The 26956-nt window shown below is 52.0% G+C and carries 19 protein-coding genes and 1 pseudogene; 16 read left to right on the top strand and 4 right to left on the bottom strand.

The features are described 5' to 3' along the window. Positions 1-19: 19 nt before the first annotated feature. The 3 genes from PM3016_RS10080 to PM3016_RS10085 are packed head-to-tail and all read left to right on the top strand — an operon-like array spanning position 20 to position 5442. Positions 20-1615, top strand: coding sequence for an extracellular solute-binding protein (locus PM3016_RS10080; RefSeq protein WP_014369352.1), 1596 nt, complete (start codon positions 20-22; stop codon positions 1613-1615). Next, positions 1599-1970 carry a hypothetical protein gene (locus PM3016_RS38095; RefSeq protein ID WP_148279676.1) on the top strand — a complete coding sequence of 124 codons (372 nt, stop codon included), beginning with the start codon at positions 1599-1601 and terminating at the stop codon, positions 1968-1970. The genes PM3016_RS10080 and PM3016_RS38095 overlap by 17 nt, the downstream gene beginning before the upstream one ends. Positions 1971-1983: 13 nt before the next feature. Beyond that, positions 1984-5442 carry an alginate lyase family protein gene (locus tag PM3016_RS10085; protein ID WP_014369353.1) on the top strand — a complete coding sequence of 1153 codons (3459 nt, stop codon included), beginning with the start codon at positions 1984-1986 and terminating at the stop codon, positions 5440-5442. Positions 5443-5648: 206 nt separating this feature from the next. Here PM3016_RS10085 and PM3016_RS10090 read toward each other — a convergent pair whose 3' ends face one another. Further along, positions 5649-6536, bottom strand: coding sequence for a helix-turn-helix transcriptional regulator (locus PM3016_RS10090; protein ID WP_014369354.1), 888 nt, complete (start codon positions 6534-6536; stop codon positions 5649-5651). 164 nt (positions 6537-6700) lie between these two features. Between PM3016_RS10090 and PM3016_RS10095 the strand changes: the two genes are divergently transcribed. The 12 genes and pseudogenes from PM3016_RS10095 (at position 6701) to PM3016_RS10160 (ending at position 23004) form a co-directional block, all read left to right on the top strand. Beyond that, positions 6701-8611 (top strand): beta-L-arabinofuranosidase domain-containing protein, encoded by a 1911-nt coding sequence (locus tag PM3016_RS10095; RefSeq protein WP_013915434.1) that lies wholly within the window; start codon positions 6701-6703, stop codon positions 8609-8611. Then, positions 8608-9741, top strand: a complete 1134-nt coding sequence (locus tag PM3016_RS10100) for a glycoside hydrolase family 88 protein (RefSeq protein ID WP_014369356.1) — start codon at positions 8608-8610, stop codon at positions 9739-9741. Before PM3016_RS10095 ends, PM3016_RS10100 begins: the two co-directional genes overlap by 4 nt. A gap of 1034 nt (positions 9742-10775) precedes the next feature. Continuing rightward, the gene (locus tag PM3016_RS38100; protein WP_143768113.1) at positions 10776-10976 is read left to right on the top strand and encodes a hypothetical protein; all 201 of its coding nucleotides are present in this window, start codon (positions 10776-10778) and stop codon (positions 10974-10976) included. 39 nt (positions 10977-11015) lie between these two features. Continuing rightward, positions 11016-11336: a hypothetical protein gene (locus tag PM3016_RS10115; protein WP_013915438.1), complete on the top strand. Its 321-nt coding sequence runs from the start codon at positions 11016-11018 to the stop codon at positions 11334-11336. Between the two features lie 332 nt (positions 11337-11668). Beyond that, on the top strand, positions 11669-13402 hold the full coding sequence (locus PM3016_RS10120; RefSeq protein ID WP_014369358.1) for a sensor histidine kinase: 1734 nt from the start codon (positions 11669-11671) through the stop codon (positions 13400-13402). 18 nt (positions 13403-13420) lie between these two features. Further along, positions 13421-15010 carry a response regulator gene (locus PM3016_RS10125; protein WP_014369359.1) on the top strand — a complete coding sequence of 530 codons (1590 nt, stop codon included), beginning with the start codon at positions 13421-13423 and terminating at the stop codon, positions 15008-15010. A gap of 157 nt (positions 15011-15167) precedes the next feature. Then, the gene (locus tag PM3016_RS10130; RefSeq protein ID WP_014369360.1) at positions 15168-16673 is read left to right on the top strand and encodes an ABC transporter substrate-binding protein; all 1506 of its coding nucleotides are present in this window, start codon (positions 15168-15170) and stop codon (positions 16671-16673) included. Between the two features lie 86 nt (positions 16674-16759). Beyond that, positions 16760-19069 (top strand): glycoside hydrolase family 2 protein, encoded by a 2310-nt coding sequence (locus PM3016_RS10135; protein ID WP_014369361.1) that lies wholly within the window; start codon positions 16760-16762, stop codon positions 19067-19069. A 252-nt stretch (positions 19070-19321) separates the two neighbouring features. Continuing rightward, positions 19322-20227 carry an ABC transporter permease gene (locus PM3016_RS10140; protein WP_187298029.1) on the top strand — a complete coding sequence of 302 codons (906 nt, stop codon included), beginning with the start codon at positions 19322-19324 and terminating at the stop codon, positions 20225-20227. An 11-nt stretch (positions 20228-20238) separates the two neighbouring features. After that, positions 20239-21129: a carbohydrate ABC transporter permease gene (locus PM3016_RS10145; protein ID WP_013915444.1), complete on the top strand. Its 891-nt coding sequence runs from the start codon at positions 20239-20241 to the stop codon at positions 21127-21129. A gap of 381 nt (positions 21130-21510) precedes the next feature. Continuing rightward, positions 21511-22570 (top strand): annotated as a pseudogene (locus PM3016_RS37250) (IS110 family RNA-guided transposase). A gap of 119 nt (positions 22571-22689) precedes the next feature. Continuing rightward, the gene (locus tag PM3016_RS10160; protein ID WP_013915449.1) at positions 22690-23004 is read left to right on the top strand and encodes a helix-turn-helix transcriptional regulator; all 315 of its coding nucleotides are present in this window, start codon (positions 22690-22692) and stop codon (positions 23002-23004) included. A gap of 281 nt (positions 23005-23285) precedes the next feature. Here PM3016_RS10160 and PM3016_RS38555 read toward each other — a convergent pair whose 3' ends face one another. Both PM3016_RS38555 and PM3016_RS10165 read right to left on the bottom strand, forming a co-directional pair. Further along, positions 23286-23462 (bottom strand): hypothetical protein, encoded by a 177-nt coding sequence (locus PM3016_RS38555; RefSeq protein ID WP_014369364.1) that lies wholly within the window; start codon positions 23460-23462, stop codon positions 23286-23288. Between the two features lie 753 nt (positions 23463-24215). Further along, positions 24216-25046, bottom strand: a complete 831-nt coding sequence (locus tag PM3016_RS10165; RefSeq protein ID WP_014369365.1) for an AraC family transcriptional regulator — start codon at positions 25044-25046, stop codon at positions 24216-24218. Positions 25047-25186: 140 nt separating this feature from the next. Between PM3016_RS10165 and PM3016_RS10170 the strand changes: the two genes are divergently transcribed. Further along, positions 25187-26098 (top strand): phytanoyl-CoA dioxygenase family protein, encoded by a 912-nt coding sequence (locus PM3016_RS10170; RefSeq protein ID WP_014369366.1) that lies wholly within the window; start codon positions 25187-25189, stop codon positions 26096-26098. Here PM3016_RS10170 and PM3016_RS10175 read toward each other — a convergent pair whose 3' ends face one another. Then, on the bottom strand, positions 26099-26947 hold the full coding sequence (locus PM3016_RS10175; protein WP_013915453.1) for a helix-turn-helix domain-containing protein: 849 nt from the start codon (positions 26945-26947) through the stop codon (positions 26099-26101). Between the last annotated feature and the right edge of the window lie 9 nt (positions 26948-26956).

Here is a 26956-nt window from a genome sequence, read left to right on the forward strand (position 1 = left end):
ACAAAAGGAGGATCCATCCATGACAATAAGACGCCTGATGACAGCCCTGATGACGGCAGCCCTGGCCGGAACTACAGCAGCCTGCGCCGGCGACGATCCCGCCGCTTCGGGATCCGCAGACGCTTCCGGCAAGGATCTGCCTCCGGTCACCCTGAAGGGCATGCTGTTCGGGGACCAGCCGAAGGATCTGCCGCTCGTGCTTGAGGAATTCGAGAAGCGGACGAAGGATACACTGAACACGAAGCTCAGTATCGAGTGGAATCCGGTCAGCGACCATAAGCAGAAGGTCAAGCTGATGATGGCCGCAGGGGAGGAGATGGATTTTGTCTTCGATGCGGAATTCATGAATCTCAAGGAGCTCGTCCCCCAAGGGGCGTATGCACCCCTCGACCAATACTATAACAACGATGCTTACCCGGGACTCAAGAAAGCGTTCTCTCCCGAGTTTGTGGAAGCAAACAAACGCAGTGACGGACACATCTATACGATTCCGTTCACTCAATACTTCTATGATATCCAGGTGATCTACCTCCGCAAGGATCTCCGGGAGAAATACGGCATGCCGCCGATCAGCTCCTACGAGGATCTGCAGAAGTTCTACGAGCGGGTGCTTGCCGATGAGAAAGGGATGACCCCGCTTGCCCTGAGAGGAGTCAGCGGCTATCAGGATATCCTGGCCTCGGACGAGCCCGAGAGCAGGACCGTTCGGCCGATCCTGGTGAGCGGCATCCCGTACCTGGTGCATCTGTCCGACGATCTCCAAACGGTCAAGAACGTCGTCATCGCCGGCGACCCGGCTTCCGAGTGGGCGAAGCTGCCGGCTCCGTTCAGCACGATGAAGACCACGTTCCCGCAGTATGACAAATGGGCCATGTGGCGGAAATACCTGGAGAAGGACGTACTTAGCCAGAAGGACCAAAAGGCCTTCTTCATGTCCGGCAAGGCGGCATCCTACCACGGCACGCTGTCGTCGTACGCCGCAGACCGCAAGAAGCTGCAGGATACGCTGGCCGGAGCGGATCTGGAATTCTTCGTCTTCCGCAAGAATATGCGGGAGATGAAGCCGCAGAGCATCGGTACAAACTACAAGTCGAACAACTCGATCGCCATCCCGGTCACCTCGGAGAACATCGACCGGACGATGAAATTCTTCGACTGGCTGTTCGCCTCCCGCGAGAATCACGATCTTTTCGAACACGGGATTCCCGGCAAGCACTGGGAAGCTGTAGGCGACACGGGCATCAAGCTGCTGTCCGAATCCAAGAATTATACCTTCCCGGGCTATGAACTGACCTGGAACCCGACCTTGATCCGTATGAATACGGAGCTGGATGACACGGCGAAGAGATACTTCGAATATTCGGCGAAGGCGGACTCGTACTACGCGCCGGTGCTCGCCAAGTTCACCTTCGACAACTCGGGTGTGAAGGGCGAATTCGCCAATATCGCTTCGAAGGCCGAGCCTTTCGTCCAGCAGCTCAAAACCGGCCAGTTTCCGGACTGGGAAGACCAGTTCACGAGGCTGAACGGGGAGCTGAAGGCACTGGGGCTGGATAAGCTCCGGGCCGAGGTGCAGAAGCAGGTGCAGGCTTACCTGGATGGAGGCGGCCAATAGAAAAGGGGTTCTAGACACACGAATACTCGACTTGAAAGCCGCCTATCGTGCGGCTTTTTCTTTTGGAGGGGGTGCGGAGAGACAAGAATATATATTTATTAAGGGCCGCGTCAGTTGCTTTTTCTTATATTCGGATATGTTCTTGTCCAAAGATGCCCTGATTTCAAGCAGTTTAGATAGATCAAAAGTGTTCAAATCAACCAAAGCAGGAAAGGTTTCTTCAGTATTCAACCAATCCGGTATTTTTCAAACAATCCCTTGGACGAGTAGCGATGGAATCGCCAACGTTCAAACTGGCGAATGCCGGAAATCCCCACTACACTCAGGATACATCCGGTTCTTAGTCGCCGAATGAAGGTCAAAATGGGGTGATCGCTGTGATAACGAAGATCGATCTATTGAAGGATTGGAACGTATCGGGAGTTCAGGATGCGAAGGGCGGCTATGCACTGGCCGATTCCGTAACTTTGGAGTACCCGTCGCCCGTGAATGCCGTCGGCTGGTATGGAATGGGGTTCGAACGTGGGAACGACTCGTCCTTGGACGCGATGGGATGGTATGGGTTAAAGCTCGCTCTGCGCTCCGATGCAGAGGAGGCCGAGATCAGGGTGATGGCCGGGTTCATGGATGGGCGGAGCGTAAGCACGAGACTCCTGCTGGCCGGCCCTGCAGAGCACCGTGTTAAAGTGAGGCTGGCCGATTTTGAAATCGAGGGCATCAAGGCGAATATCTGGAGGTTCCTCAAAAGCTTCGAGCTGCTCGGGAATGCGGATCTTTTATCCGCAAGTCTGGTACGGGGAGACCGGATTTATGTGGAAACGAATGTGCTTGGCCGGTCGGGGGCTGTAGACGAAGACGTCATCTATACGATGAACGTTCATAACTGCACGGATGCCCGGCAGCGTGTATCGGTGAGACAGCTCTTCTATGGGTGGGAATCCCTGCTGCCCGTAATAACGCCGGAACAGTTTGTTCTGGAGCCGCGTGCTAGCCAGGAGGTTGCGGCTGCCGTCAAGGTGCATCAAGCGATGGTGCAGGGAGGCCATGAAACGACGGTGCTGCAGTTTGTACCGAATGGCGACAGCGGCAGTGCCGTGAAGGTAGAGTTCAAGACGCTAAGCCGGCTGCCGCATCCATATATTTACCATAATGAGCAGCAGTGGCGTGAAACCAGAGAGAAGATCGACAAGTATCCGCAGTTCAAGCCGGGGTATGATCAGATCCTTGCTGACGCGGACAACTGGGAAGTCAAGCCTCCGGTTCCGGTGGATGAGCGGGATTACTGCTACGACACCCATGAGGAGCATGGGATCATGTCGGCCGCTTACGCATATGCGCTGACAGGTGAGATCCGGTATGCCGAGAAGGTGGCACAGTTCCTGCGCTATTTTATCGACGACGAGACAGGCTACCCCCGGAAGAAAAAAGGCTGTTCCCAAAGCTATGTCCAGGAAGGGCACTTTTTTCAGCATCTCGCCATTCCTTATGACATCATCCACAGTGCAGGAGTCCTTACACCGGATGAGCACAAAGGGGTGGAGAAGACGTTCCGGATTTATATGGATATTCTCGACCATCACATCCAGCGCGGGCATATCTCGAATTGGCTGCTGTCCGAAATCACCGGTGCGTTCTACTGCGCACTGGCGATCGAGGATATCGAACGGGCCCTGCGGTTCGTGTTCGGCCCGGGAGGGGCGGTCGACCAGTTGAAGTACGGTTTGTTTAATGATGGCTGGTGGTACGAATGCTCTGTCGGTTACAACACCTGGGTTTCTTCGATGTTTATACATATGGCCCGTGCGCTGCTTCCTTTTGGATACAACATCCTGCATACGCACTTCGCGGTCCCCTTCAGTGACGAAGTGAACAGCACCTACCGCGGAGCGGATGCGGAAGTAAAGTTCGGGATGTACAACAAGAAGTGGGGCGGCCGTGTCAAGAACTATGTCTGCATCAAAGATATGTTCGACGCGGCCATTCCGTTTCTGGACTACAGGGGCGTCCTGTTTGGCATCAGCGACTCGGACGAGAAAAAGCTGGAGGGGGTGCACTTCGGCTCCACCTACGACCTTGCCTACCACTATTACAAGGATCCGGAGTACATTCCTGTCATAAAGCAGAATGTCCGCCCCGACCCGATCTTCGGGCATGCCGAGCTGCCGGATACTCCTTCCTCCTTCATCAAGAAGAATGCTTATTCGGATAATATAGGCATTGCCATGCTGCGGAGCCAGACGCCGGAGCGGGAACAACGCGAGCAGATCCAGGCCGTTCTGCGGTACGGCTCCCACGGGTATGCCCACGGGCATTTTGACCGGACGGCACTTCTATCGGTGATGCGCTATGGACGCAGCTTCTTCAATCCGGAGCATGTGTGGTGGGGCTATGCGCATTTTATGTACAAATTCTACGTGCAGAATTCGATGACGAAGAACATGGTGGCCGTTGACGACAAGGTTCAGGTACCGAGCGATTCCAAACGGCTCTTATTCTACAGCGGTAAAGCGATTCAGGCCGCTGCGGTGGAGACCCAATCCAAGTGGGCTTATCCGCCTTACGGAGGGATGGTATACAACGAAAATGAAACCCTGCAGGAGCGCTGCCGCAGGAATGCGAGCTCGCTGCCAGAGCTGGAAGACGCACCGCCGTATGGGGAGATGTCCGATTTCACCGAACCCATACGCCAGAGACGGGTCATGGCCGTCACCGACGATTACATCGTCCTGTTCGATGATGTGAAGGGCGAGCAGGAGCATGAGTACAGCAGCCTGTTCCAGATCAAAGGCTTCCAGGGGCTGCAGGCTGAAGTGCTGGTGAAGAAAGGACATTCCGGCCAATGGACCGAGAATCCTCTGTCCGATGCGCAGTTTATCACGGATTGCCATTGGTATGAAGTGAGAGGGACCAGTACGGCCCGCTTCTGCACGATCTTCGGTGAAGGGGAGGATCAGCGGGGCAACCGGACGTTCCACAATACCCCAGGGGAGCTGCATATGGATGTGCATACGGCCTGGCCCCGGCAGACGGAGCAGGTCGTAGGCTTGGCTGCCGAGTATCACGGGATTACGATTCCGATGGAATACCGGGTGGAGGTGGACGGAGCGGTGACTGCCCAAGGGGAATTCGGCGCCTGGCTGCTCGGCGAAGGCCGGTGCGATGCGGATCTTCGCGGAGCGGAGACGTTAACGCTGCGGGTGAAGCAGCATCCGACCTATAACGAGCAGAATTATGCGCAGAGAACGAAGCAGGGATTATTCTGGGGTGAAGCTTACGTGGAGCTGGCAGACGGAAGCCGCAGGGACCTGAGCGATCTCATTCTGCACTATGATAATGTCGATCAGGGCTTTGGCATCGGCCGCGATTACGAGGGCGGCCGGGTGACGATCGTGGGCCGGGAGTATCCCGATGCGATCCCGGCAAGCCCGCTGGACCACGACAGGGAAGGGGTCATCACGCTGGATCTGACGGGGCTTGGAGCCGTACGCTTCATGGGGCTGATTGGCGCGGATGCCTTTCCGGGGGATGAGGAGCAGAGGCGCCGGACCTACGGGGTCCGGACACGGGGCAGGGCTGCGCGTTTCATCACCGTAGTGGAGCCCTATGAAGCGGAGGCCATGGTGAAGTCGGTCCGGTCGCACGATGAACGGTCCGTGGAGGTGCTCCTCAAGGACGGACGCACCCAAATCATCACGGTAGATGAGCTGGAAGGGGATGACCTTGCCGTCCGGATCGCGGAGTACCGGGCCGGACAGCTGCTGCGCGAGGAAACGGCAGGGAAGGGGAAGCCTTCATCCGAACCGGTGAAGGCAGGACTCTGTCGGTAGTACGCCGGCAGAGCGGCTGCGTTCTACTCCGGAACCAAGATATTCGCTACGAATCAAGCTCACGGAACCGAACATAACACAGTCCGGGTGGACAGCACGTGAGGCAGCATGCAATAGCAAAGAGAAGGAGTCTCTGCTGAAGATACGGCGGAGGCTTCTCTTAATTCTAAGCAAGCCGGACAGGAGCTGCCGAAGGGTTCAGGCGCTTACTCCCTATCCTTCTCTTGGCGCTGCGGCTGATAAAATTGGCGTGCATACGCAGACGGCGGCTCGCCGAAGGTCTTCTTGAACACCCGGCTGAAGTAGAAGGGGTTCTGGTAGCCGAGCCGCTCGCTGATTTCGGCGATGTTCAGCGTACTGTGGCGGATCAGCTTCACCGCCTCGTTCAGTTTGAGCCGGGTATGCGCTTCAATGATGCTTTGACCCGTGGCCTTGCTGAAGGAGGAGGAGACATAGCTGTAATTCATGCTCAAGTGGGCTGCCAGCTTGGCGCCATCGAAAGGCTCTTCGATGCGAGCGGTTAAGTAGGCCATCACACGTTCAGCCAAGCGGGCTCCGGAACCCATGGCTCCGTTCGCCGAACGTGAGGCGGATGTATGCAGGTCCAGCAAAAATGAATAAACACTCAAGCTGGCCCGTGTCATCCGGTGGCTGCCGGCTTCTTGCAGGCCTGTAAACATGGAGGCCAGACGCTCTTCCGTTCCCGGTTCCGCAGTGCCGTATTTCGGGAGGGAAATCCTGTAACGGTAATGATCGGGAGCGTAATACTCGATGCGGGGGAGAGGAGGATGCTCTTTGTAATCCGCCTGCTCTTCCGGGACCGTATTGAAATGGATCCAGTACCACTCGGTGCCCGCAGGGGTGGAAGGCAGCCCCCAGTGATGCAGGCCTTTGTGAAGGAATAAGAACTCCCTCTCCCGGACGACAAAAGCGGTATCCTCCTCAATAACCTGCATGCTGCCCCGGGATACATAGAGGAACACATGATATTCCAACACCCGGTCGGGATGGGAATACAGGCTGTCCGTCCGGTTCCAGCCGATATCCCGGACGAGGGGAAAGCGGTCTGCCGTCAGTATGATGGCGGGGTTCAACAGGGATCCTGCTCCTTTCCGGCTGTTCCTTATCTCAGTATAAATAACAAAAAAAGTATAGGCAAATGCTAAATCCAGTGCATGTACCCCGTTGTATTAAGACTATACAATGAAGGTGTGGAACAAAAATTGTACGGGGGGAAGGAACTATGAGAAAGACAGCCATGAAGGAGCTCTCGTCTGGCCGGGTCAGGCTTGCGCCCGGACCGCTTCAAGCAAGACTGGAACTCAACAAGCGGTACGTGATGAGTCTGACGAACGAAAACCTGCTCCGGAATTTCTATCTGGAAGCGGGATTGTGGAGCTACAGCGGCAATGGAGGCACGACAAGCGCAACCACGACGAGCACGGATGGCCCCGAGCATTGGCACTGGGGCTGGGAATCGCCGACGTGCGAGCTGCGCGGCCATATTATGGGGCACTGGCTGTCGGCCGCAGCCACGATCTATGGACAGACGCAGGACGGGCTGGTCAAAGCGAAAGCGGATTACATCGTGGCAGAATTGGCGCGTTGTCAGGAAGCGAACGGAGGAGAATGGCTGGCTGCCTTCCCGGAAAGTTATATGCACCGCATCGCGAGGGGGAAGTACGTATGGGCTCCGCATTATACGATCCATAAGCTGCTTATGGGACTCTATGACATGTACCGGCTGGCTGGCAGCGCCGCGGCACTCGAGCTGATGACCAATATGGCGGCCTGGTTTTACCGCTGGACGGACGGGTTCACCCGGGAAGAGATGGACGACCTGCTCGACCTGGAGACGGGCGGCATGCTGGAGACCTGGGCCGATCTCTACGGGGTGACAGGCAGCGGAGCCCATCTGGAGCTCGTCCGCCGATATGACCGGCGGCGGTTCTTCGATGCGCTGCTGGAAGGCCGCGACGTCCTGACGAATAAGCACGCGAACACGCAGATTCCCGAGATTCTCGGCGCGGCCCGGGCGTGGGAGGTTACCGGCGAGGAGCGGTACCGCCGGATCGTGGAGGCCTTCTGGCGCTGTGCCGTGTCCGAGCGCGGCTATACAGCGACCGGCGCAGGGGATAACGGCGAGCTGTGGATGCCGCAGGGGGAGATGGCTGCCAGGCTCGGTGCAGGGCAGGAGCACTGCTGCAACTACAACATGATGCGCCTGGCGCAGGTGCTGCTCCGCTGGACGGGAGATCCCGCCTATGCGGATTATTGGGAGCGGCGGTTCGTCAACGGCGTGCTTGCCCACCAGCATGGGGAGACCGGCATGATCTCGTACTTCATCGGTCTCGGTGCCGGCAGCAGGAAGACCTGGGGAACGCCGACGGGGCACTTCTGGTGCTGTCACGGTACATTAATGCAGGCGAATGCCTCCTATGAGGGGCAGATCTTCATGGAAGAGGAAGACGGCCTTGCAGTCTGTCAATGGCTGCCCTCGAAGCTGGAGTACGAGATCGGCGGCACGGCCATCCGGCTGCGGATCGAGCAGGATGGGCAGCACGGGCTCGAGCCGCTGAGCAGCTGGTCTGTCACAGGCATGACGGCCATCACGCGGGCCGATCTGCCGCCGATCCCGGTACACCGTCCGGACCGGTTCATGTACAGACTGACCTTTGAAGCCGAACGGGCTGTTACGTTCAAGCTGCGCATGCGCCTTCCTTGGTGGCTGAGCGGAGAGCCGGTGATTACCGTGAACGGTGAAGCTCCCCTACAAGGAGAGCTGAAGCCCTCTACGTTCGTGGAGCTTGAGAGGGAATGGAAGAGCGGCGATACGATTACGGTTGAACTGCCCAAGGGGCTGAAGGCTGAAGCTCTTCCGGGGGAACCGGGCACCGTCGCTTTCCTGGACGGTCCGATCGTACTGGCGGGCCTGACGGCGGAAGAGCGCATCCTGACCGGGAACCTGGAGCAACCGGAGACACTGCTGGCTGCGGACCGGGAGCGCAATCACGGGTGGTGGAGTCCGGGCTATTACCGTACCGTAGGGATCGACCGCGGCTTTCGCTTTGTCCCCCTGTACGAGATCAAGGATGAAATCTATTCGGTCTATTTTCCGGTACGGGCTCATGGTGCGGCCGGCCGGGAGAATGGGGAGGTGTCCAAGTGAACGTGATTGCGAACATACCGGAATTATGGAAACGCATCGAAGAGAAAATCAACTTCCTGATGGAAACCGTGGGAGACGGAATCCCGGATCATGCCGACTCCACGGGGGGTTACCGGTTCCGCCGCAGTGATTGGTGGACGTCCGGCTTCTATCCAGGGATTCTGTGGATCTGGTATGATCTGACGAAGGATGAACGCTGCAAGACCGCTGCCTGGCACCGGGACGCCGAGATGGAGCCTTGGCTGCTTCATCCCGAGGGGGAGATGAATCACGATGTCGGCTTTCAGTTCCTCCCGACGGCGGTGATCAAGCATACGTTGACGGGGGATAAAGAGGCGAGGCGCCGGGGACTTGCGGCGGCGAACTATCTCGCGGGCCGGTTCAATCCGGCAGGCGGGTTCCTGCGGGCATGGAACCTGGGACCGGACGGTCAGCCGGTGGCGGGGTGGGCCATCATCGACTGCCTCATGAATCTCCCGCTGCTGTTCTGGGCGGGCAGACAAACCGGCGATCCGAGATATGCGCAGATGGCGGTCCGGCATGCGGATACCTTCCTGCAGTATGGGATGAGAAAGGATGGCTCGGCCTGCCATATCCTGTCCTTCGATCCGGTCACGGGGGAATTCCTCGAATCCCTGGGAGGACAGGGCTTCGCACCGGATTCTGCCTGGAGCCGGGGGACAGGCTGGGCTCTGTACGGATTCCTGCTCGCTTACCGTAATACAGGGGAACCCCGTTACCTGGAGGCTTCCCGGCGTGCGGCCGATTTTTTCCTGTCCCATCTGCCTGAGGATGGCGTGCCCTATTGGGATTTCAGGCTGCCGAGCCTGCAGGGCGAGCCGCGCGATTCTTCAGCCGCCGCGATTGCCGCCTCAGGCCTGCTCGATCTGGCCGAGGCTGTGCAGGGAACTCAGCGGAAGACCTATCAGGATGCTGCCGGGCGGATACTTCGGTCGCTGACGGAGAACTATGCCGTCTGGGACCGGCCCGGCTTCGGCCCGATTCTGACCGGAGCGACAGGAAACCGGCCGCTCGGGCACCACGTGGACTGCTCGCTGATATTCGGAGACTACTATTACGTCGAGGCGCTGGCGAAAGCGGGGAGGTGGAAGAACCGGATCTTTGGGTAAGAACGGGAAGCCCTGCTGGTAAGCCCTAGCTATAACAATGGATTGGACAGCCGTAGTTTGTTTAACTAACGAAGGCGGCGCAGCAGCGTGGAGAGCCATATGTCAGAGGACAAAAACACTTACAATGAATGCCGCCGTAGTGCGGTATTTTTGTTCTATGTAAGTAAGTTCTTGTCTTTAAGGCAGGACAAAACTTACTTACATTGTCGACAGTATCGCCAATCGAGTGATCTATGAGTTGAGCAAGCCGTACCGTTTTCATGATCATAAGTTGGCCAGCGGCTGGGCATCCGCATACATCTGCAGATACATAAAAGAGGCCACTAGACTTGCAGGTTTCGGTATTGTGCTGGACAATGGGGGAGAGTGGCTCGCTATCTAGAGGTCATCCGCAACCAGTTCCATGCGCACTCGTAAATATCCCATGCCATTATGCCGGCATGACAGAACTCATATAGAAGAGCATGTTGGGAAGGGGAGTCTAATACCTGCCGTGAAAAACATCCCATACCGCCGATCGCCCGGGGCTTAGCCAGCGAGAGATTTTATACCTCATCGTCTTCCGCGAACTTCATGCCAGAGGCATGGAAAGCAAGAATCTCGTTGAGGTCATCCAGGACGAGACGGCAGCCATGGACCGGAAAAAGACTTCTGGTACATCTATGACATCCTGGAGTCCATGGAATCTTTCGGAAGGATCTCATGTAACACCGAACGCAATCGTTACATCACCATCACCAGCAGCGGCCTCGAGAAGATGGAATGGTTTGGGGGCACGTACACGATCTCGATCTCCAAGATTCATCATATGTGCCGGCATTTTATCCGATATATTCAAGGTGACCACATGAGGCGCCTCCCGTAATGACGGATGAGGAGATCAAGCTGTTTAACCGGATGATCAGCGTCAAGCATACCATCAGGTACCTGTTCCTCTGGGGGCTAGAGCAGTACGAACCTTATCCGGCCACGAGTTTCGTGAGACGCTATGGATGGAAGCTCAATATATCCTACCTGTACGCATTGATCCATGCTTGGAAGGACCCAATGGGGGCGGCTGGATTGAAGGACGATGGGAGATCCCGCGTATTCGCTCGGTCTGCCACTTCCGCCTGACGCCGGCCGGCAAGCGCGTCATGCCGATCGAGGGCGATAACACCAAGAAGATCATGCAGGATATTCTGCGCTATACCGATAGCATCCTTCGCCTTCTCGGCGACCACACAGGCGAGTAAGCCTGGATACATACGTTAAATGAAATGGAGAGTGTACTTATGAGCTTTGCTTTTGCTTTGTCTGTCACCACCCGCATCTATTACCGTACACGTGACCAAATCTTCCGGATCTTCGAGGGGCCCCGCTGGGTGGAGATTTCCCAGGAGCAGCTGCAGGCAGAGCTTACGCGCAGCAAGGAAACCGGAGAGACATACATGATGGTTTACGATTACATGATCATGAGCAAATGCGATAAGTGGGATGCCAATCCAAGCTCCATCACCCGCGATGAGCTGGATTTCTGGTACCTGTACGGCCTGCTGAGTGAGGATCAATATCTCCATTTCATTAACCTGATGCATGCCGATACTGAAGGCTGAGGGGATCGTACTGCCGAAGTGGGATTTTTTGGGGCGACATTGCTGAATTGAATATTCGTTTCAATACTCGAGCAGCCTTCACCTGATTATGTTCCCTTGTAATAACCGATGATTCGGACATCATATACAGTCCAACACCGGTAAGGAAGAAAGTCGTCAAATTGCACATCTAAAGTCGCCAAAACGGTAGTTCATTCCTTTTTGGCTGTTTATCATTAAGGATCAGGGGACATAATAACGCATTGCCCAAACTGAAAATAATATTAATAAATAACGGGCTGTCGGGCATACGCTCGGCAGATTTTTTGCATCATGAGAAAGGAGTGGAAGTAGTGGGTATCCCCAAACTCTCGTGGAATTCCATTCGGTTCAAACTGGTGGTAGGGTTATTTCTCGTGACGATACCGCTCATTACGCTGCTCATCTACAATAACTACTACAGTATCAGCGTTGTTCGCAATCAAGTGGCACTCTCCAATAAAAATATGATCTCGCTGTACATGGCCCAAATCGATACCCAATTGCAGGATGCCGAGCGGAATCTGATGAGTTTGGTGACATACGATTACGATATTCAATCAATGGATGACCCCAATTCGGGGGATGAGTACCAACTGGCGAAACACCGCGTTTCGGTGAAGTTATCGAACGAGATCGTTCTTTATAAATCCGTCGACGCTTTTTTCGTCTACTCTCAAACAAGGCAGGATTTGCTGGACGTCTTTAAGGCGGGGGTCCCATTTTCGGAGCGTGATCAGGTTGAGCAATATCTGCGTCGTTGGTTCGGTGGACAACCCCATCTGGAGGGGGGCGGCGAACACAGTTGGTTTACGCAAAAAATCGGAGAAGACTACTATATGCTTAAGGTCATCTCTTACGGGGATCTCTATATCGGGGCATGGGTCAACGCGAAGACACTGCTTGTTCCGCTTCACTTAATTGATCTCGGAGGAGAAGGGACTGCTCTGCTGGTAACAGAGGGAGGGGAAACGATGATCAGCACGCAATCATTGCCTGACGATCATATCGACTTTACGAAGGGTTTCCTGCAATATCATCTCTCCGGCGGAAAGAACAATATGCTCATCGTTGGAGAACCTTCTCAAAAGGGGAACTTCGGCCTCGTAGCCGCCATCCCGGAAAAGCAAATTTTGCAGAACCTGCCGAGAATATCGCGCACCATCGAAATTATATCCCTTGCCTCGATCGGGTTACTTCCCATCAGCTTGCTGGTGCTTCGCCGAATTCTGCTTTTGCCGCTGAAACGCCTCCTTGCCGTCATGAGAAGAATCAATGATGGGAACTTCAATGTACGAATCGAACCATATCCTGCATCCGATGAGTTTCTATTGGTGAATCATACCTTTAATAGGATGATGTCGCAAATCGAGGAATTGAAAATCAGCGTGTACGAAGAGCAGCTGAGCAAGCAAAAGGCGGAGCTCCAACACTTGCAACTGCAGATTAACCCGCACTTTTTCATGAATTCCTTAAACATCATGTACAGTTTGGCGCAAGTGAAAAATTTCGAGTTGATTCAAGAAATGACCTTGTGCTTGGTTCAATATTTCCGCTTCATGTTTCGCAGCAATCTGACCTTCGTCGCTCTGCGGGAGGAGCTGCAGCATGTACGTAACTATATGAGAATTCAGGAGCTTCGATATCCGAACCTCTTAACTTGCCGAATCGATGCTCCGGCTTTTCTGCAGCATGTTCCGGTACCGCCACTTGTGATTCAATCCTTCTTGGAGAATTCAATGAAGCATGGCGTGACGCAGGACGAGCCTATCCATTTATCCGTTGACGTAGATTTAAAAGAAACCGGGTTGGCACCATACATCGAGATGATCATCCGTGATACAGGCTGCGGCTTTTCGGAACACGCATTAGCTCAAATTCGCTCCGGGAACCGTGTGATCGACGAACAAGGCGAACACATCGGCATATGGAACGTACGCAAGAGACTTCAGTTGCTGTACGGCGATCAAGCATCCATTGCTTGCTACAACGGGTTCCCAAGAGGCGCTGTAGTTGAACTAAAGCTTCCATATTATGTGGAAACGTAGGAAGGGGACGTGCAACGAATGGTTCATTTGTTAATCGTAGACGACGAGATTCATGCCGTGGAAGGGATCCGTTCGGGCGTCGAGTGGCAGAAGCTCGGAATCACTAGCGTCTTTACCGCGTATAACGCCAAACAGGCCCAAGAGGTTTTTGATCGCGAACGTGTCGATATCATGCTTTGCGACATTGAGATGCCCCAGGCTACGGGGCTTGAACTGGCCGAATGGGTACGGAATAACTCCCCGAAGACAGAAACGATATTTTTGACTTGTCATGCGGACTTCAAATATGCTAAACAAGCGCTTCAGTTGGGAAGCTTGGATTACATTCTTAAACCCATTCCGTTTAAAGAACTGGAGAAGGTAATCCTCAAAGCCGTCGAGAAGATTGACAAAGATTCAGAGTTGATCGAATTCAGCCAATATGGCCGCTTCTGGTTCCAGCACCAACCGATGCTGATCGAGCGTTTTTGGCTGGACATCATCACTCAGACGATTCCATCCAACGCGGAAGCGGTAGGACGCGCCGCGGCGGACCGAAACATCCCTTATGCCGCAGAGATGATCTTTGTGCCGATTTTGATCAGTGTGCAAAGGTGGCATAAACAACTAACACTTCGCGACGAAAAAATTTTGGAGTATGCGCTGAAAAATACGGCTGAGGAAGTGCTATTCGGGTCCCGCCGCGACGGACAAATCATATCGACCGGGAACGGGCGGTTGCTTGCGATCTTGTCCGCCAGTAGCCATACTGACTTTGAATTGACGTTAAGGTCATTGTGCGAACACTATATCGACATGTGCAGACAGTATTTCTATTGCGATCTCTCTTGTTATATCGGGGATAAAGTGCACGGGCACGGCATGTTCGAAATGGTGAATCGTCTGCAGCTTATGGAAAAAAACAATGTCGCTTATAACAATAAGGTGATTTTGTCGTTCGAGCTGAAACAGCATCCTCCCGCCAATCGACTGCCCGACATGGAATTGTGGGGAGTCATGTTGAAGGAAGGAAAAGGCGAAAACGTATTGGAGGAAGCCGCCTGCTATTTCGAACGGCAAATGAGGATCGACGCGCTGGACGCAAATTTGTTGCATCAGTTTTACCAGAATTTCCAGCAGATGCTATATCACATGCTCCAAACCAAAGGAATACAAGCCCATCAGTTGTTCAGCGACAGCATCTCCCTAGAGCTGGCTGCGAATGCAATCCGTACCGTTACGGATACCCGCTCGTGGATGAATCATGCGGTACGCAAGGCGATGGGTTATATATCGGCGATCGAACAATCGCAAAGCGTGATCGAAAGGGTCAAACATTATATTAAATTGAATATCGCAAAAGACCTGTCGAGGGAAGATATCGCGAATTACGTATTCCTCAATCCAGACTATTTAACTCGGATTTTCAAGAAGGAAACCGGGATGGCAGTATCCGATTATTTATTTTATGAACGGCTCAAACTGGCCAAGGAACTGCTGGCCAAGACCGATATGTCGATCGGTGCAGTGGCGTCGCACATTGGATATGCCAATTTTTCGCATTTTTCCCGAATGTTTAAGAAGTATACGAATCTCAACCCTAACGAATATCGACAATTGCATCAGTAATTGCCGGAGGGGATGAAGTCGTCAAATGTATAACGAAAAGTCGTTAACGGGGCGGTGCCCGTATAGTGGGAAGCGTACAATAAAGACAAATACGCCGGTAATTCCGCGGGATCGCAAGCGGTTTCAAAGGCGGGGATCAAACGAATGGGGGAGTACGATGAAGAAGAATCTTATGATTGCATGCGCACTCGTGACCGCGGCGGCACTTTTCTTAACCGCGTGCCAAGGTAACGGCGGTGATGCCCCTGCGGCAAACGGCGAAGCCTCGAAAACGCGGGAGCAAGCTGCCGATTTGACCGTAGCTTTTCCGATCTTCGGAGCCGTGCCGAAGGATTTGAAGGCGGTTCAGGATGCAATTAATCAGATCGCGAGGGAGAAAATCAATGCTACCGTTACATTGACGCCAATCAGCTTCGGAAACTGGGACCAACAAGCGAACCTGATGCTAAGCAGCAATGAAGAGCTCGACTTGATGTATGTCGGCAGTAACAACTACAGCAATTATGTCGCCAAAGGACAACTTATTGCGCTCGACAAACTGGTGGAGCAGTATGGGCAAGGGATCAAGGAAGCGCTTGACCCTGCTTATCTGAAAGCGCCGCAAATCGCAGGATCCATTTACGGGATTCCGACGGTACGCGACTTTGCCGTTTACAGCGGGATCGCGATGCGGAAGGATCTTGCCGATAAGAACGGGATCGACGTCAACCAAATTCGTACGCTTGACGATGTAGAGGTTGCCTTGAAAACGATCAAGGAGAATGAGCCGAATATAACGCCTTTGATTCCTGGCAATGTCGGCGTATCCATTCTGGATCGGTATCGTACGTATGATAATCTTGGCGATTCGATCGGCGTTCTGCCGAAATTCGATAACGATTTAAAAATCGTAAACCTCTACGAGACAGAGGAGTATACCCAACTCGTTAAGAAGGTAAGAAGCTGGTACACCTCAGGCTTGATCCTGAAAGATGCCGCGACGAACAAGACGACTGTGCCAGATTTGATGAAGTCCAATCGCAGCTTCGCTTATATGTCCAATATGAAGCCTGGGTTCGTGGAGCAAGAGTCCCAAAATAATGGGATGACGATGGTAACGTCGACCTTGATTCAGCCGGTATCGACGACTTCCAACGTCACGGGCGTCATGTGGGGGATTCCAATTAACTCCAAAATGCCGGAGAAAGCGATGGAGTTCCTGAACCTGATGTACGCTGACGCCGATATTGTCAATTTGTTAAATTGGGGCATCGAGGGACAGCATTACGTCATCAAAGCGGACAACGTTATTGATTTCCCCGACGGCGTCGATGCGCAAAAGTCGGGCTACAATCTGAATTTGGGATGGTTGTTCGGCAATCAATTTTTGTCCTATGTGTTTGCAGGCAACGACCCGGAAATTTGGGGAAAGATGGACCAATTTAACAAGTCGGCTGTTAAATCCAAGGCGCTCGGCTTCACGTTCGACGCCAGCTCGGTGAAGGCAGAGTATGCCGCGGTCACGAACGTGATTACGGAATATAAGCTACCGCTCGAGACGGGAAGCGTAGACCCGGACAAGATCCTGCCGGAATTCATTTCGAAGTTGAAGTCTGCCGGTATCGACAAGATCATCGCGGAGAAACAAAAGCAGCTCAACGAGTGGGCAAAAAACAATCAATAAACATGAAAAACCAATTCCATTGCCTTGATCAACCTTGTTGAAAGGGGCTTTTTTTCGATGCCGATGCGAAGAGAGAGGGAAATACGATGATTCGAGAGATTCCTTACAATGAAAATTGGATGTTTACTAAAAATAACGAACCAGCTTATGCGCACGAGCGCATGAAAGAAGGACAGTTTGTCTCATTGCCGCACACGTGGAATGCAGAGGATGGGTGCAGCTCGGATTATTATCGTGGGTCGTGCTGGTACCAGAACCTATTGACGGTTTCCCCGGAGGATTTGACGAAACAAATTTACCTGGAGATCGGAGCTGCCGGGAATGTCGGGAAGATCTATGTCAACGGATGCCTGGCGGAGGAAAGCCGATGCGGCTATGCCATGTTCCGAGCGAACCTTACCCCCTATTTGAAAGCAGGGGGAAATTTGATCTCCATTATGGTCGATAATACCTATGATAACGAAGTGCTCCCCCTCTTGGCTGATTTTACGTTTTATGGAGGTTTGTACAGAGAAGTTAAACTACTTATGATGGAAGATCTGCACTTCGATGTAATGGATAACGGAAGGGACGGGGTGTACTTCACGCAAAAGAAAATCGGGGACCGGGTGTTCGAATGGGCAGTTCAAGGGCAAGTGATCAATGAACTCTCTCCCACGACGGGAAACGTTCGACTTTTGCTCAGGGATCATGACGGGAATGTCGTATCGGATTCAACGTCGGAACTCGAATTTGAGGGTGTAACGCCGTTCGAGCTGCGAGGCGAAATCGTCGACCCGATTCTTTGGCATGGAGTCGAGCGACCCTATCTTTACACGGCAACGATTACCATCTCCGCGGCAGGGCGAATTCGGGATTCACGGCAAATCGAAATCGGCTTTCGAACGATCGAAATTACGACCGAACAAGGTTTGCTTTTAAACGGGTCGCCCCTGAAGTTAAACGGCGTTTGCCGACACCAAGATTTCGCAGGCGTGGGCAATGCCGTCACTAAATCGCATATGGAGCAGGATATAGCCTTGATTCGTGAGGTGGGGGCGAACAGCATTCGTCTGGCTCACTATCAGCATGACGACTACTTTTATAGCTTATGCGACCGACACGGATTGTTGGTGTGGGCCGAAATTCCGTTCATCAGTGTTCCATCCAGCAAAGATCCGGAAAATCAAAATGCGGTAGAGCAGTTGGAAAAACTCGTCAAACAGGCCTTTAATCACACCTCGATTTATTGTTGGGGCGTGCAAAATGAAATCACCATAGCAGTGGAGACGGAGTACACCCATAAAACAATTAATAAATTAGTCGACTTGGTCAATGAGTGGGACCCCGGTCGCTATACCGCCCAGGCCAATATCAACGGAGTAGAGGACAACAGCATCATTAACAGTTACACAGATGTGGTCGGCTACAATTTATACTACGGTTGGTATTACGGTGATGTACAGGATTTGCAAAAACGATTTGATTCGTTCCATGCTGCGAACCCTGATATCCCGTTGATCTTATCCGAGTACGGCGTGGATACGAACCCCAAATTTCACTCGTATGTGCCCAAGGTGAAAGATTATACCGAAGAATATCAGCTAATGTTTCATCATAACGCCATCAAAGCGATTCACGAGCGTCCTTTCGTGATTGGCGGTTATGTGTGGAATATGTTCGATTTCGGCAGCGCGAATCGGAAGGAAGGCGGCGAGACGGGCAGAAACTTGAAGGGCCTTGTAACATTCGACCGATTGACTAAAAAGGACGCATTTTATCTTTATAAGGCCTACTGGTCCAAGGAACCATTCGTGCATCTTGCAGGGCGGCGATTTGTGAATCGGCACCAGGCACAGAATGATATCATGGTATTGACCAACCTTCAGGATGTCCGGGTATATGTAAATAACGCATTCATTGCTAGAATCCAAAGCGACGAAGCGGTGAAAATTGTTAAGAATGTCTTGCTGTCCGAGGGGGATAACCTTGTACGGGTCGAGGGTGTCGACGGCCGAGGCTCCGTGTGCATGGACGAAATGGTGTTGCACCGCGTATACGAGCCTGACGAAAGCTATATCCACGTCGTCGAAGATCAATCCAAGAATGTCGTGAATTGGTTCGAAAAATTTGATTTGTCGGAGACCGAGGCCGTGCCATTAAAAGACGGTTACTATTCGACGTTCGATACGATTGAGGATCTTTATAGCAATGAAGCGGCGAAAGCCGTATTTCTAAAGTATTTCGGGCATGTCACCGGAAATCCATTTTTCGAAGTGACGATGAACGTAATGTCGATCGAGAAAATGGCCCAACTCGAATTTTATAAGATCGTTCCGGAATTATTGATTGCAATGAATAAAGAACTGAATGTGATTCAAAAAGTTGAAGCCGAAACCTCCGACGTACAGCAATAATAAACAGCGCCATGATCTAAAGACCCCTGCCAACGAATCCGTTGACAAGGGTCTTTTTTTGTATTCTCGAGGTGGTCGGCAAAGTGCAAAACGGAAGTCGGAGGAACGGTAGTGAGGAAGTTCGGTTTTCACTATGATAAAAGTACACCGAAAAAAGCATACGACTGAAAGGGGACCTATTACATGGCAAACCACACCCATAGCGTAGCGGTAAAGAGCGGACCAAAGATCAAATCCGCACGGAAGACGGCTATGAAAAGAATTTGGAAATACAGCCCGCTCTACTTAATGATGATCCCGGGAATCGCTTACTTGCTCATCAATAACTATTTACCGATGTTCGGTCTCGTCATCGCCTTTAAGGACATTAACTTTGCAAAAGGCATTTGGGGAAGTGATTGGGTCGGGCTTCAGAATTTTAAGTTTCTCTTCCAAACATCCGACGCTTATGTCATCACCCGCAACACCATTCTATATAACCTGGCTTTCATCGTGATTAATCTGATCGTTGGAGTAGGCCTTGCGATTTTGCTCAATGAAATCAAAAGCAAGTTCGCGTCTCGACTGTACCAAACCGTTATCATTTTGCCCTTCTTGATTTCCATGGTGTTGGTAAGTTATCTCGTCTACTCCTTGCTGAGCATGGAGAGCGGATTCATGAACAAAACGATATTGCCGCTGCTCGGCGTCGATCCGGTCTCTTGGTATAACGAACCGAAGTATTGGCCGATCATACTTACCGCTGTTGAAGTATGGAAAGGGGCCGGGTACGCTTGCATCATCTATTTGGCGGCCATTATCGGGATCGATCCCGAATATTATGAAGCGGCGACGCTGGATGGTGCCTCGAAATGGCAGCAAATTCGAAAAATTACGATTCCGTTAATTATGCCGGTTATCATTATGCTGACGCTGCTGGCGATCGGACGTATTTTCTACTCGGACTTCGGGTTGTTCTATCAAGTGCCCATGAACTCGGGTGCATTGTTCAGCACAACGAACGTGATCGACACGTACGTGTTCCGAGGCCTTTTGCAACTCGGAAACATCGGGATGTCAGCGGCTGCAGGCTTCTACCAATCGCTCGTCGGATTCGTACTCGTCCTTGCATCCAATTATATCGTACGCAAATTTAACAAAGAGAACGCATTGTTCTGAGGAGGATATCTGTGAATAAAGAAACGGTGGCATGGCGGTTGGCGGCCCATACTGTGTTGATTTTGTTTTCCCTCACTTGTTTCGTTCCGTTCGTGCTATTGACGATGTCTTCCATTACAGACGAACAGTCCATTTTGCAGCACGGATATTCCTTCTTTCCGAAGGATTTCAGCTTTGAAGCCTACGAATATTTGTGGCAGCAATCTTCGTTGATCTTTAATGCTTACGGCATTACGGTGCTCATAACGGTCGTCGGGACAGCCGCAAGCTTGTTGATCACGTCGCTGCTCGCTTATCCGTTGTCTCGTCGGGATTTGCCGGGCGGTACCTTCTTCGCTTTCTTGGTTTTCTTCACGTTATTGTTTAACGGTGGACTCGTACCGACGTATCTGGTTTACACGCAGGTGTTCGAAATCAAAAATACGCTGTGGGCATTAATTATCCCGGCGCTTTTAATGAAAGGCTTTAATGTTCTTCTCATGCGGACATTTTTTATGACGACTATTCCAGTTCCGGTGTTGGAATCGGCGAGCATTGACGGGGCGAGCGAGTTTAAGCTGTATTATAAGATCGTATTGCCGCTGTCGCTGCCCATTATGGCTACGGTTGGCCTGTTCCAAGCGCTGGCATACTGGAACGATTGGAACAACGGGTTGATTTACGTGACGAACCCGAAATTGTTCAGTTTGCAAAACGTGCTGAATCGGTTGATGAGCGATATTCAGTTCTTGGCGAGTAATAGCGATTTCGCCTCGAATGCCAGCGAGAGTATCGCTCAGCTCCCGAGCGAAACGTTCCGAATGGCCATTGCGGTCATCGCCGTCGTTCCGATTCTTATTGCATATCCGTTCTTCCAAAAGTACTTCGTCAAGGGCATGACCATTGGCGCTGTCAAAGGTTAATTTTATACCTATGCAGCGGTTAAATTCACTGGGTTTGAAAAACGGTGCCAATAACTATACCAGTTGCAGAGGGGATTTTATATGAGTAAAAATATAAAGCGTTGGTATCGCAGACGACATTGGAGGAAGGTGCAATTGAATGTAATTTAACGCTAATCAATTTTTCAACAATCAAACCGGAGCCAGGTGGTTTGCTGGCTCCGGTTCAAATACGCTTTGCGGGATATCGGGCAGCATTCATAGAACTTACCTTTCAAACTAAACTGCCCTTTAGCCATCCATGCCGCGCGAACGAGGCACCACGGAATCATGAAAATTTATACTTCCTGCCTTATACTATTCTTACGGCTGGTGAGGAAGGTCGATAAGCTGGTGAGTATCATGGAAGTTCTTATTGAGCGAGCTTGCGGGTTGGATGTCCATAAGAAGTCCATCACAGCCTGCATCGTTACTCCCGAAGGAAAGGAGATCAAGACATTCCGTACCCATACGGTCTTTCTTCTCGAGCTTATCGATTGGATTAAGGAACACCGCTGCACCCACGTGGCCATGGAGAGCATTTTATTCCTGACCGGAACCAACGCTAAATGCGGGAGCTGGTTCGATATCGTCGAAGCTTAATCCAGGAGCGTGCCCGCGAGCATAACAGGGTTCAGAAGGTTCTTGAAGGGGCAAACATCAAGCTGGCTTCTGTCGTTTCTGACATTATGGGCGTCTCCAGCCGGGACATGCTGGAAGCGATGGTGAACGGTGAGACGGATCCGGAAAAGCTGGCAGGCTTCGCTCGCCGAAGCATGAAGAAAAAGAAAGAAGAACTGGAACTTGCGCTGCGGGGGAACATGACTGCACACCAGCGCCTCATCCTCAAAAGCATGCTGACACACATCGACTTCTTAAGTGAGCAGATTACCGAACTGGATAGGAGGTAGCCAAAAGGCTCGACCCTTTTCTGCAAGATCTGGATCGCCTGGATACCATTCCGGGGGTCGCCAGACGGACCGCTGAACAAATCCTGGCTGAAATCGGCACCGATATCGCCTCCCGTTTCCCAAGTGCACCACACCTCTGCTCGTGGATTGGCCTTGTGCCGGGCCACAATGAGAGTGCAGGTAAGCGCAAACCCTCCAAAACCCGAAAAGGCAACAAATACCTCCGCTCTGCCCTCATTGAAGCTTCCCATTCCATTCGAGGATCGAACAACTACCTCGGTGCTCAGTATAGACGCATTGCAGCCCGTAAAGGCGGACATAGAGCAGCTGTTGCAGTTGCTCACTCCATCATGACTATTGCATACCATCTGATAACACGGCAGGAAGATTACACGGATTTAGGCTCTGATTACTTTGAGAAGCGAAAGCAAGACGCCATTGTCAGACAGGCGGTTCGAAAGTTAGAAAACTTAGGATACTCTGTTACTTTGGCCACTACCGAAGTATCTTAGTTCTTAAATAACATTATTACTTGGAGGAAGACGCAGCTTTTAAAAAATTGAAGCAGCTGCGCCTAGTTTCGTGCTGCCTTTTTAGGCTATACGCTATGAGTTATTTTCAGGGTAGCTTAATGCGAAGCAGGTTCAAAGAGAAGCTGGACACGGGATTTGCGGCGGAATTTCGCATCACCGAATTGGCGGAGCAGACCGGTTTCTCCGCCGTCTATTTGCGCAGAACCTTTGCGGCCCGGTACGGGTGCAGCCCCAAAGAGTACCTGGATCAGCTTCGCAATGAGCATGCCGTCCGCCGGCTGCGGTTCACGGACGATTCCATCACAGATATAGCGAGAGCCTGCGGTTACTCTGACGTCTACCAGTTCAGCAAGGCCTTTAAGAAGCGTAACGGCTTCTCTCCGACCGAATACCGCAGAATGCACGGGGGCTGATGATGCGGGGAAACTAAAGAGGTTCATTCCGTGTATGCCTGACCGGCGGTTCACAGCTTCCGTTTCCTTCTCGTCACAAAGGGGTCCCTTTGGGCGGATATGTACAACGATCAATAAGACGTCACAAGCGGAGGAGTATGTGTGAATCTTTAGGGAGTCGTAAGAGGTGAATCCCGCATCAAGGTGCACGGATAGTCACGGGCTGGACATGCCAAAACAGAGTCCTCAAGGTTAACTCCCTCAAGCACTCTGATCAGCATAGACGGAACGATCGCTTCGGATTACAGAGCATAGAAAATCAGCAGCTCTTCGGTGGTGAGATCTTGGGGTTCTTCAAGTATCATGTCCTTGGCTGTCCAGCATTCGACGCATGTCTCTTCCGTCTCGCATTCGCGGGCATCAGCGCAGATGTAGCAGAAATGAAGCATTTGGCGTGTAATGAATTGTTCGTCTCTCATTTGGACTCACCTCTTCGTTGGTTTGGAAAGATCTTAGAGCCGTATGAATAGCCTCTGTATGGGTGAACACTCTTATTCGTCGCGGCGTGAGATCCAACAGGGGAGGATGGCTCGGTCCGTTCCTTTAGTAAAATAAATCACATGAATGATTTTAACTATAGCGTCTTTTTGGGCTGTTTAGCGACCTTAGACACTCCGTCCACGTCCTTTCAGGGCTGTCATAGAAAGTACCTCCTCTTGACACCTTTATCTTAGCACGTGGCCGGCTTCTACCGACGTGATTTGCATCACATAAGAGTCCGTTTTCTTCCCGAAAATCCTCGTCGGCAGTTCCTTAGGCTTCGGAGTGCAGATTAGAGGATCCACTGTTCCTCTATTACGGACCGGCTTCTCTCGAGCGAAAGGCACTCTTTTGCATTTCTTCCGATTCCGTTTCAGGTAGCTGAATGCGTATTTAAAATAATGACCGTGCCAGTTGTCTGATAAAGCGTGTTCCCAGTAGGAGACTTAAGAGGTTAACGGAAAGCGGCTGCACAATAACCAGGGGAGCAGCTCGCCGCGCGGCAGCTCCTCCCTTTCTTCTGGTAAAAAGCAGCGCAGCTTAAGCAGTCAAGGCCTGCAGCCGCTGGTGATGATCAGCTTAGAAAGAATGCCAGCGGTACTTGGCTGACACTGCAAACCTATGCGCAAAAGACGTGGTATCCGTCGCAATGACAGACGACACCTCGTTCTGGAAATATTTGTTAAGAGCAGCTATCTCGTGTGGTTCCTATAGGCGGAAGGGGTAATCCCCGTAACTTTTTTAAAATGTCTCGAGAAGTGGGTGAGACCCAGTCCGATCCGGTCAGCAACCTCGGAGACACTGCAGTCGGAGAAGGATAAGAGTCGTTTGGCCTCCTCCAATCTTTTTTGCTGTACATAATGCATGGGGGTCATTCCCATATGCTTCTTGAAATAGGGAATGAAGTAGTTGGGGTGCAGGTGGACAAGCTCGGCCAATCGATCAATCAGCAGCTCTTCGCCTAAATGTTCATCAATATAAGAGAGGACCGCTGCCAGCTTATCCCGTTCTGTTCCCTGCATAAAGTCTTTTATAAAATCGGCTGCTCCTTCTCCTTCTTCCTCAAGGCAAGATGCCAGCAGAATCAGCAGAGCGGCCTGAGTCCGCATGGTTGCAAAGGGCCCGCCATGATGAAATTGCTCAATGAGTTCGGAGAATACCGAGATGGTCATTTCCGGATTGGCTGCCTGCTTCATATAAAGTCGGTTGGAGGCATGGAACAGAGGCCATTCTCCAATCCAGGCGTCAAAATGGCAGATGTACCGCAGGTAAGGATTCTCGGAGGATGTATTCGTTGTTTGCCGGGTGCCCGCAGGCATAATCAACAGCTGACCGGGCTTCGGTTCGTAGCTGGTTCCATTAAGGATGACCATTCCTTCCCCGTCTGCAATGTAATATAACCGGTTAAAACCGGGAGTTTCATCCACTCGAATCCACTCCATATTCCCGCGAAGCTGGGCATAAGACACACTCACCTTCAAGTTTTCGAGCAGACGGGTAAAGGTTAAAGAAGAAGTTTGCATCGACATGCTCCTCTGTTCATATTAGAACACCGGCATAACAGTGTGCTTTTGGACACCATAATGAGAGTTTCGGCTAAAGCCTTTTGAAGGTGAATCCTGTATATTCATGTTGTAAATCAAATTACAGGAGGCTGGGCTATATGAAATCATCCAACTTGTCATTATTGGAAGTCGACGCTTCAATTCAAGAAAGCATCACGGAAGAGCAGGCGCAATTTTTTCTGGACAACGGTTTCCTGGTGATCCGCAACGTTATCGTGGGGGAGGAATTGGAGCTGCTGCAAAAGCAAACCATGAAGCTCGTTGAACAGGGGATAGCAGGCACCGACGATGAGGATTATTTATACAGAGTAAGAAAGTCCGGCGAACGCGCTTATTGGCGGACTGAATATGTACTCGATAAGCTGGAGGGCACCAAGGCGCTGCTCGGCCATCCGTTCATCCTCCGGTCTGTAGAGAAGCTGCAGGGACCGAATCTGATTCCCACTTGGGACTCTCTGGTAGTGAAGATCCCCGGCCAGGCGGCTAGCGTGCCATGGCACCGAGACGCTACTGTCCCGGAGGGCTGCAGTAACCCTAGACCCATCTTCAACGTGGATTTTTACATGGATGCAGCCGACGAGAAATCATGCCTATGGGTTATTCCAGGCAGCCATCGGTGGGAGAACAGCAGAGCCGAAGAACGCTGCAGCAGCCGGGCGGATTTTGATTTCTCGGAAGCTGTCCCGGTTCCGATGAATCCGGGCGATGTCATCTTCCACAATATTCAACTGCTGCATGGTTCACCCGAAGGGGATGGGAATTCGCTGCGCCGTACGATCTATTACGAGTTCCGTGCCGGTGAGATTGAAGCCGAATTCGGTCCGCACACCCTGGAGTATCTGACGCTGAAGCAGCATGTGCTGTTTGATGCCATCAATCGTCGCAGCAACACGTCATACACTGCTTCCGAGAAGCCTTACGAATACCGCCCTGCCGGTGCATTCAGGATTGCTGAGCCGCGGAAGCCGGAGACTTACCGTTATGCTCATCACCAATACTGGCGTTCATAATTAGGAGTAAATGAGATTGGCACAGAACTGGGAAAGACTTTGACCGGTTTTCTTTTTGAACATCCGGCCAAAGGTGTGAACATCCGAATAACCAACAAGGCAGGCAATTTCCCCGATGGATAGCTTGCTCTGGATGGCAAGCTCCTTGGCTTTATTGACTCGCAGCCATGACAGATACTGCATGGGAGACATGCCGACATGCCTTCGGAAGAGGGTAAGTATATAGTTTTTGCTCAGACCAGAAATCTCTTCAAGCTCCCTGATTTGAACCTCCCGGTGAAGATGATCCGACAAATAATTTTTGATGAGAACCAGCTTGGGAATAGCCTGTGGATACTTCTTCATCTCAGGGGAATTGGAACTACTCGACACTGAAGCCTGAGATAAAATCGCCATAAGCAGACTTTGACACTGCATCTGGTGCAGCAGTCCGGGCTGTCGATAGTGACTCACCAGCTGAGACAGCATCGTCTCTACAGGATGTCCGGAGAAGTTCCCAAGCAGATGCCTGTGACGGAAGAGTTCTTCAAAAGGGAAATCCACCTCGCCAAAATGAAAGACAATTGAGATGCACACATAAGGCTGATCATCCGTGGTCAGGATCGAGTGCAGCTCGTGGGGACGGTGAAACAGCAAATCCCCGCTCCTTGTTTCGTAGGGCTGATCACCAATCGGATAACGGGCGAATCCGTCGACGACATACTGCAGCACGAACTGCGACATTTCCCTATTGTGAATCGCCCAGCCCTTGGGCGCATGAAACATATGGGCCAGCGTAATGTACGGCGGGAAATGATAATTGGGGAGCCTGCCGATCGTTTCTGCCGGAGGCAAGTAGTCCAAAGTCACAATGGCACC

The organism is Paenibacillus mucilaginosus 3016, from assembly GCF_000250655.1.
In the GTDB taxonomy this organism is placed as follows: Bacteria; Bacillota; Bacilli; order Paenibacillales; family NBRC-103111; genus Paenibacillus_G; species Paenibacillus_G mucilaginosus.

Coding starts and splice junctions, on each gene's coding strand:
- PM3016_RS10165 (WP_014369365.1), bottom strand. CDS start 25,046: ATGCAAACTTCTTCTTTAACCTTTACCCGTCTGCTCGAAAACTTGAAG.
- PM3016_RS10135 (WP_014369361.1), top strand. CDS start 16,760: ATGATTCGAGAGATTCCTTACAATGAAAATTGGATGTTTACTAAAAAT.
- PM3016_RS10170 (WP_014369366.1), top strand. CDS start 25,187: ATGAAATCATCCAACTTGTCATTATTGGAAGTCGACGCTTCAATTCAA.
- PM3016_RS10140 (WP_187298029.1), top strand. CDS start 19,322: ATGAAAAGAATTTGGAAATACAGCCCGCTCTACTTAATGATGATCCCG.
- PM3016_RS10125 (WP_014369359.1), top strand. CDS start 13,421: ATGGTTCATTTGTTAATCGTAGACGACGAGATTCATGCCGTGGAAGGG.
- PM3016_RS38555 (WP_014369364.1), bottom strand. CDS start 23,462: ATGAGAGACGAACAATTCATTACACGCCAAATGCTTCATTTCTGCTAC.
- PM3016_RS10130 (WP_014369360.1), top strand. CDS start 15,168: ATGAAGAAGAATCTTATGATTGCATGCGCACTCGTGACCGCGGCGGCA.
- PM3016_RS10115 (WP_013915438.1), top strand. CDS start 11,016: ATGAGCTTTGCTTTTGCTTTGTCTGTCACCACCCGCATCTATTACCGT.
- PM3016_RS10160 (WP_013915449.1), top strand. CDS start 22,690: ATGCGAAGCAGGTTCAAAGAGAAGCTGGACACGGGATTTGCGGCGGAA.
- PM3016_RS10095 (WP_013915434.1), top strand. CDS start 6,701: ATGAAGGAGCTCTCGTCTGGCCGGGTCAGGCTTGCGCCCGGACCGCTT.
- PM3016_RS38095 (WP_148279676.1), top strand. CDS start 1,599: ATGGAGGCGGCCAATAGAAAAGGGGTTCTAGACACACGAATACTCGAC.
- PM3016_RS10080 (WP_014369352.1), top strand. CDS start 20: ATGACAATAAGACGCCTGATGACAGCCCTGATGACGGCAGCCCTGGCC.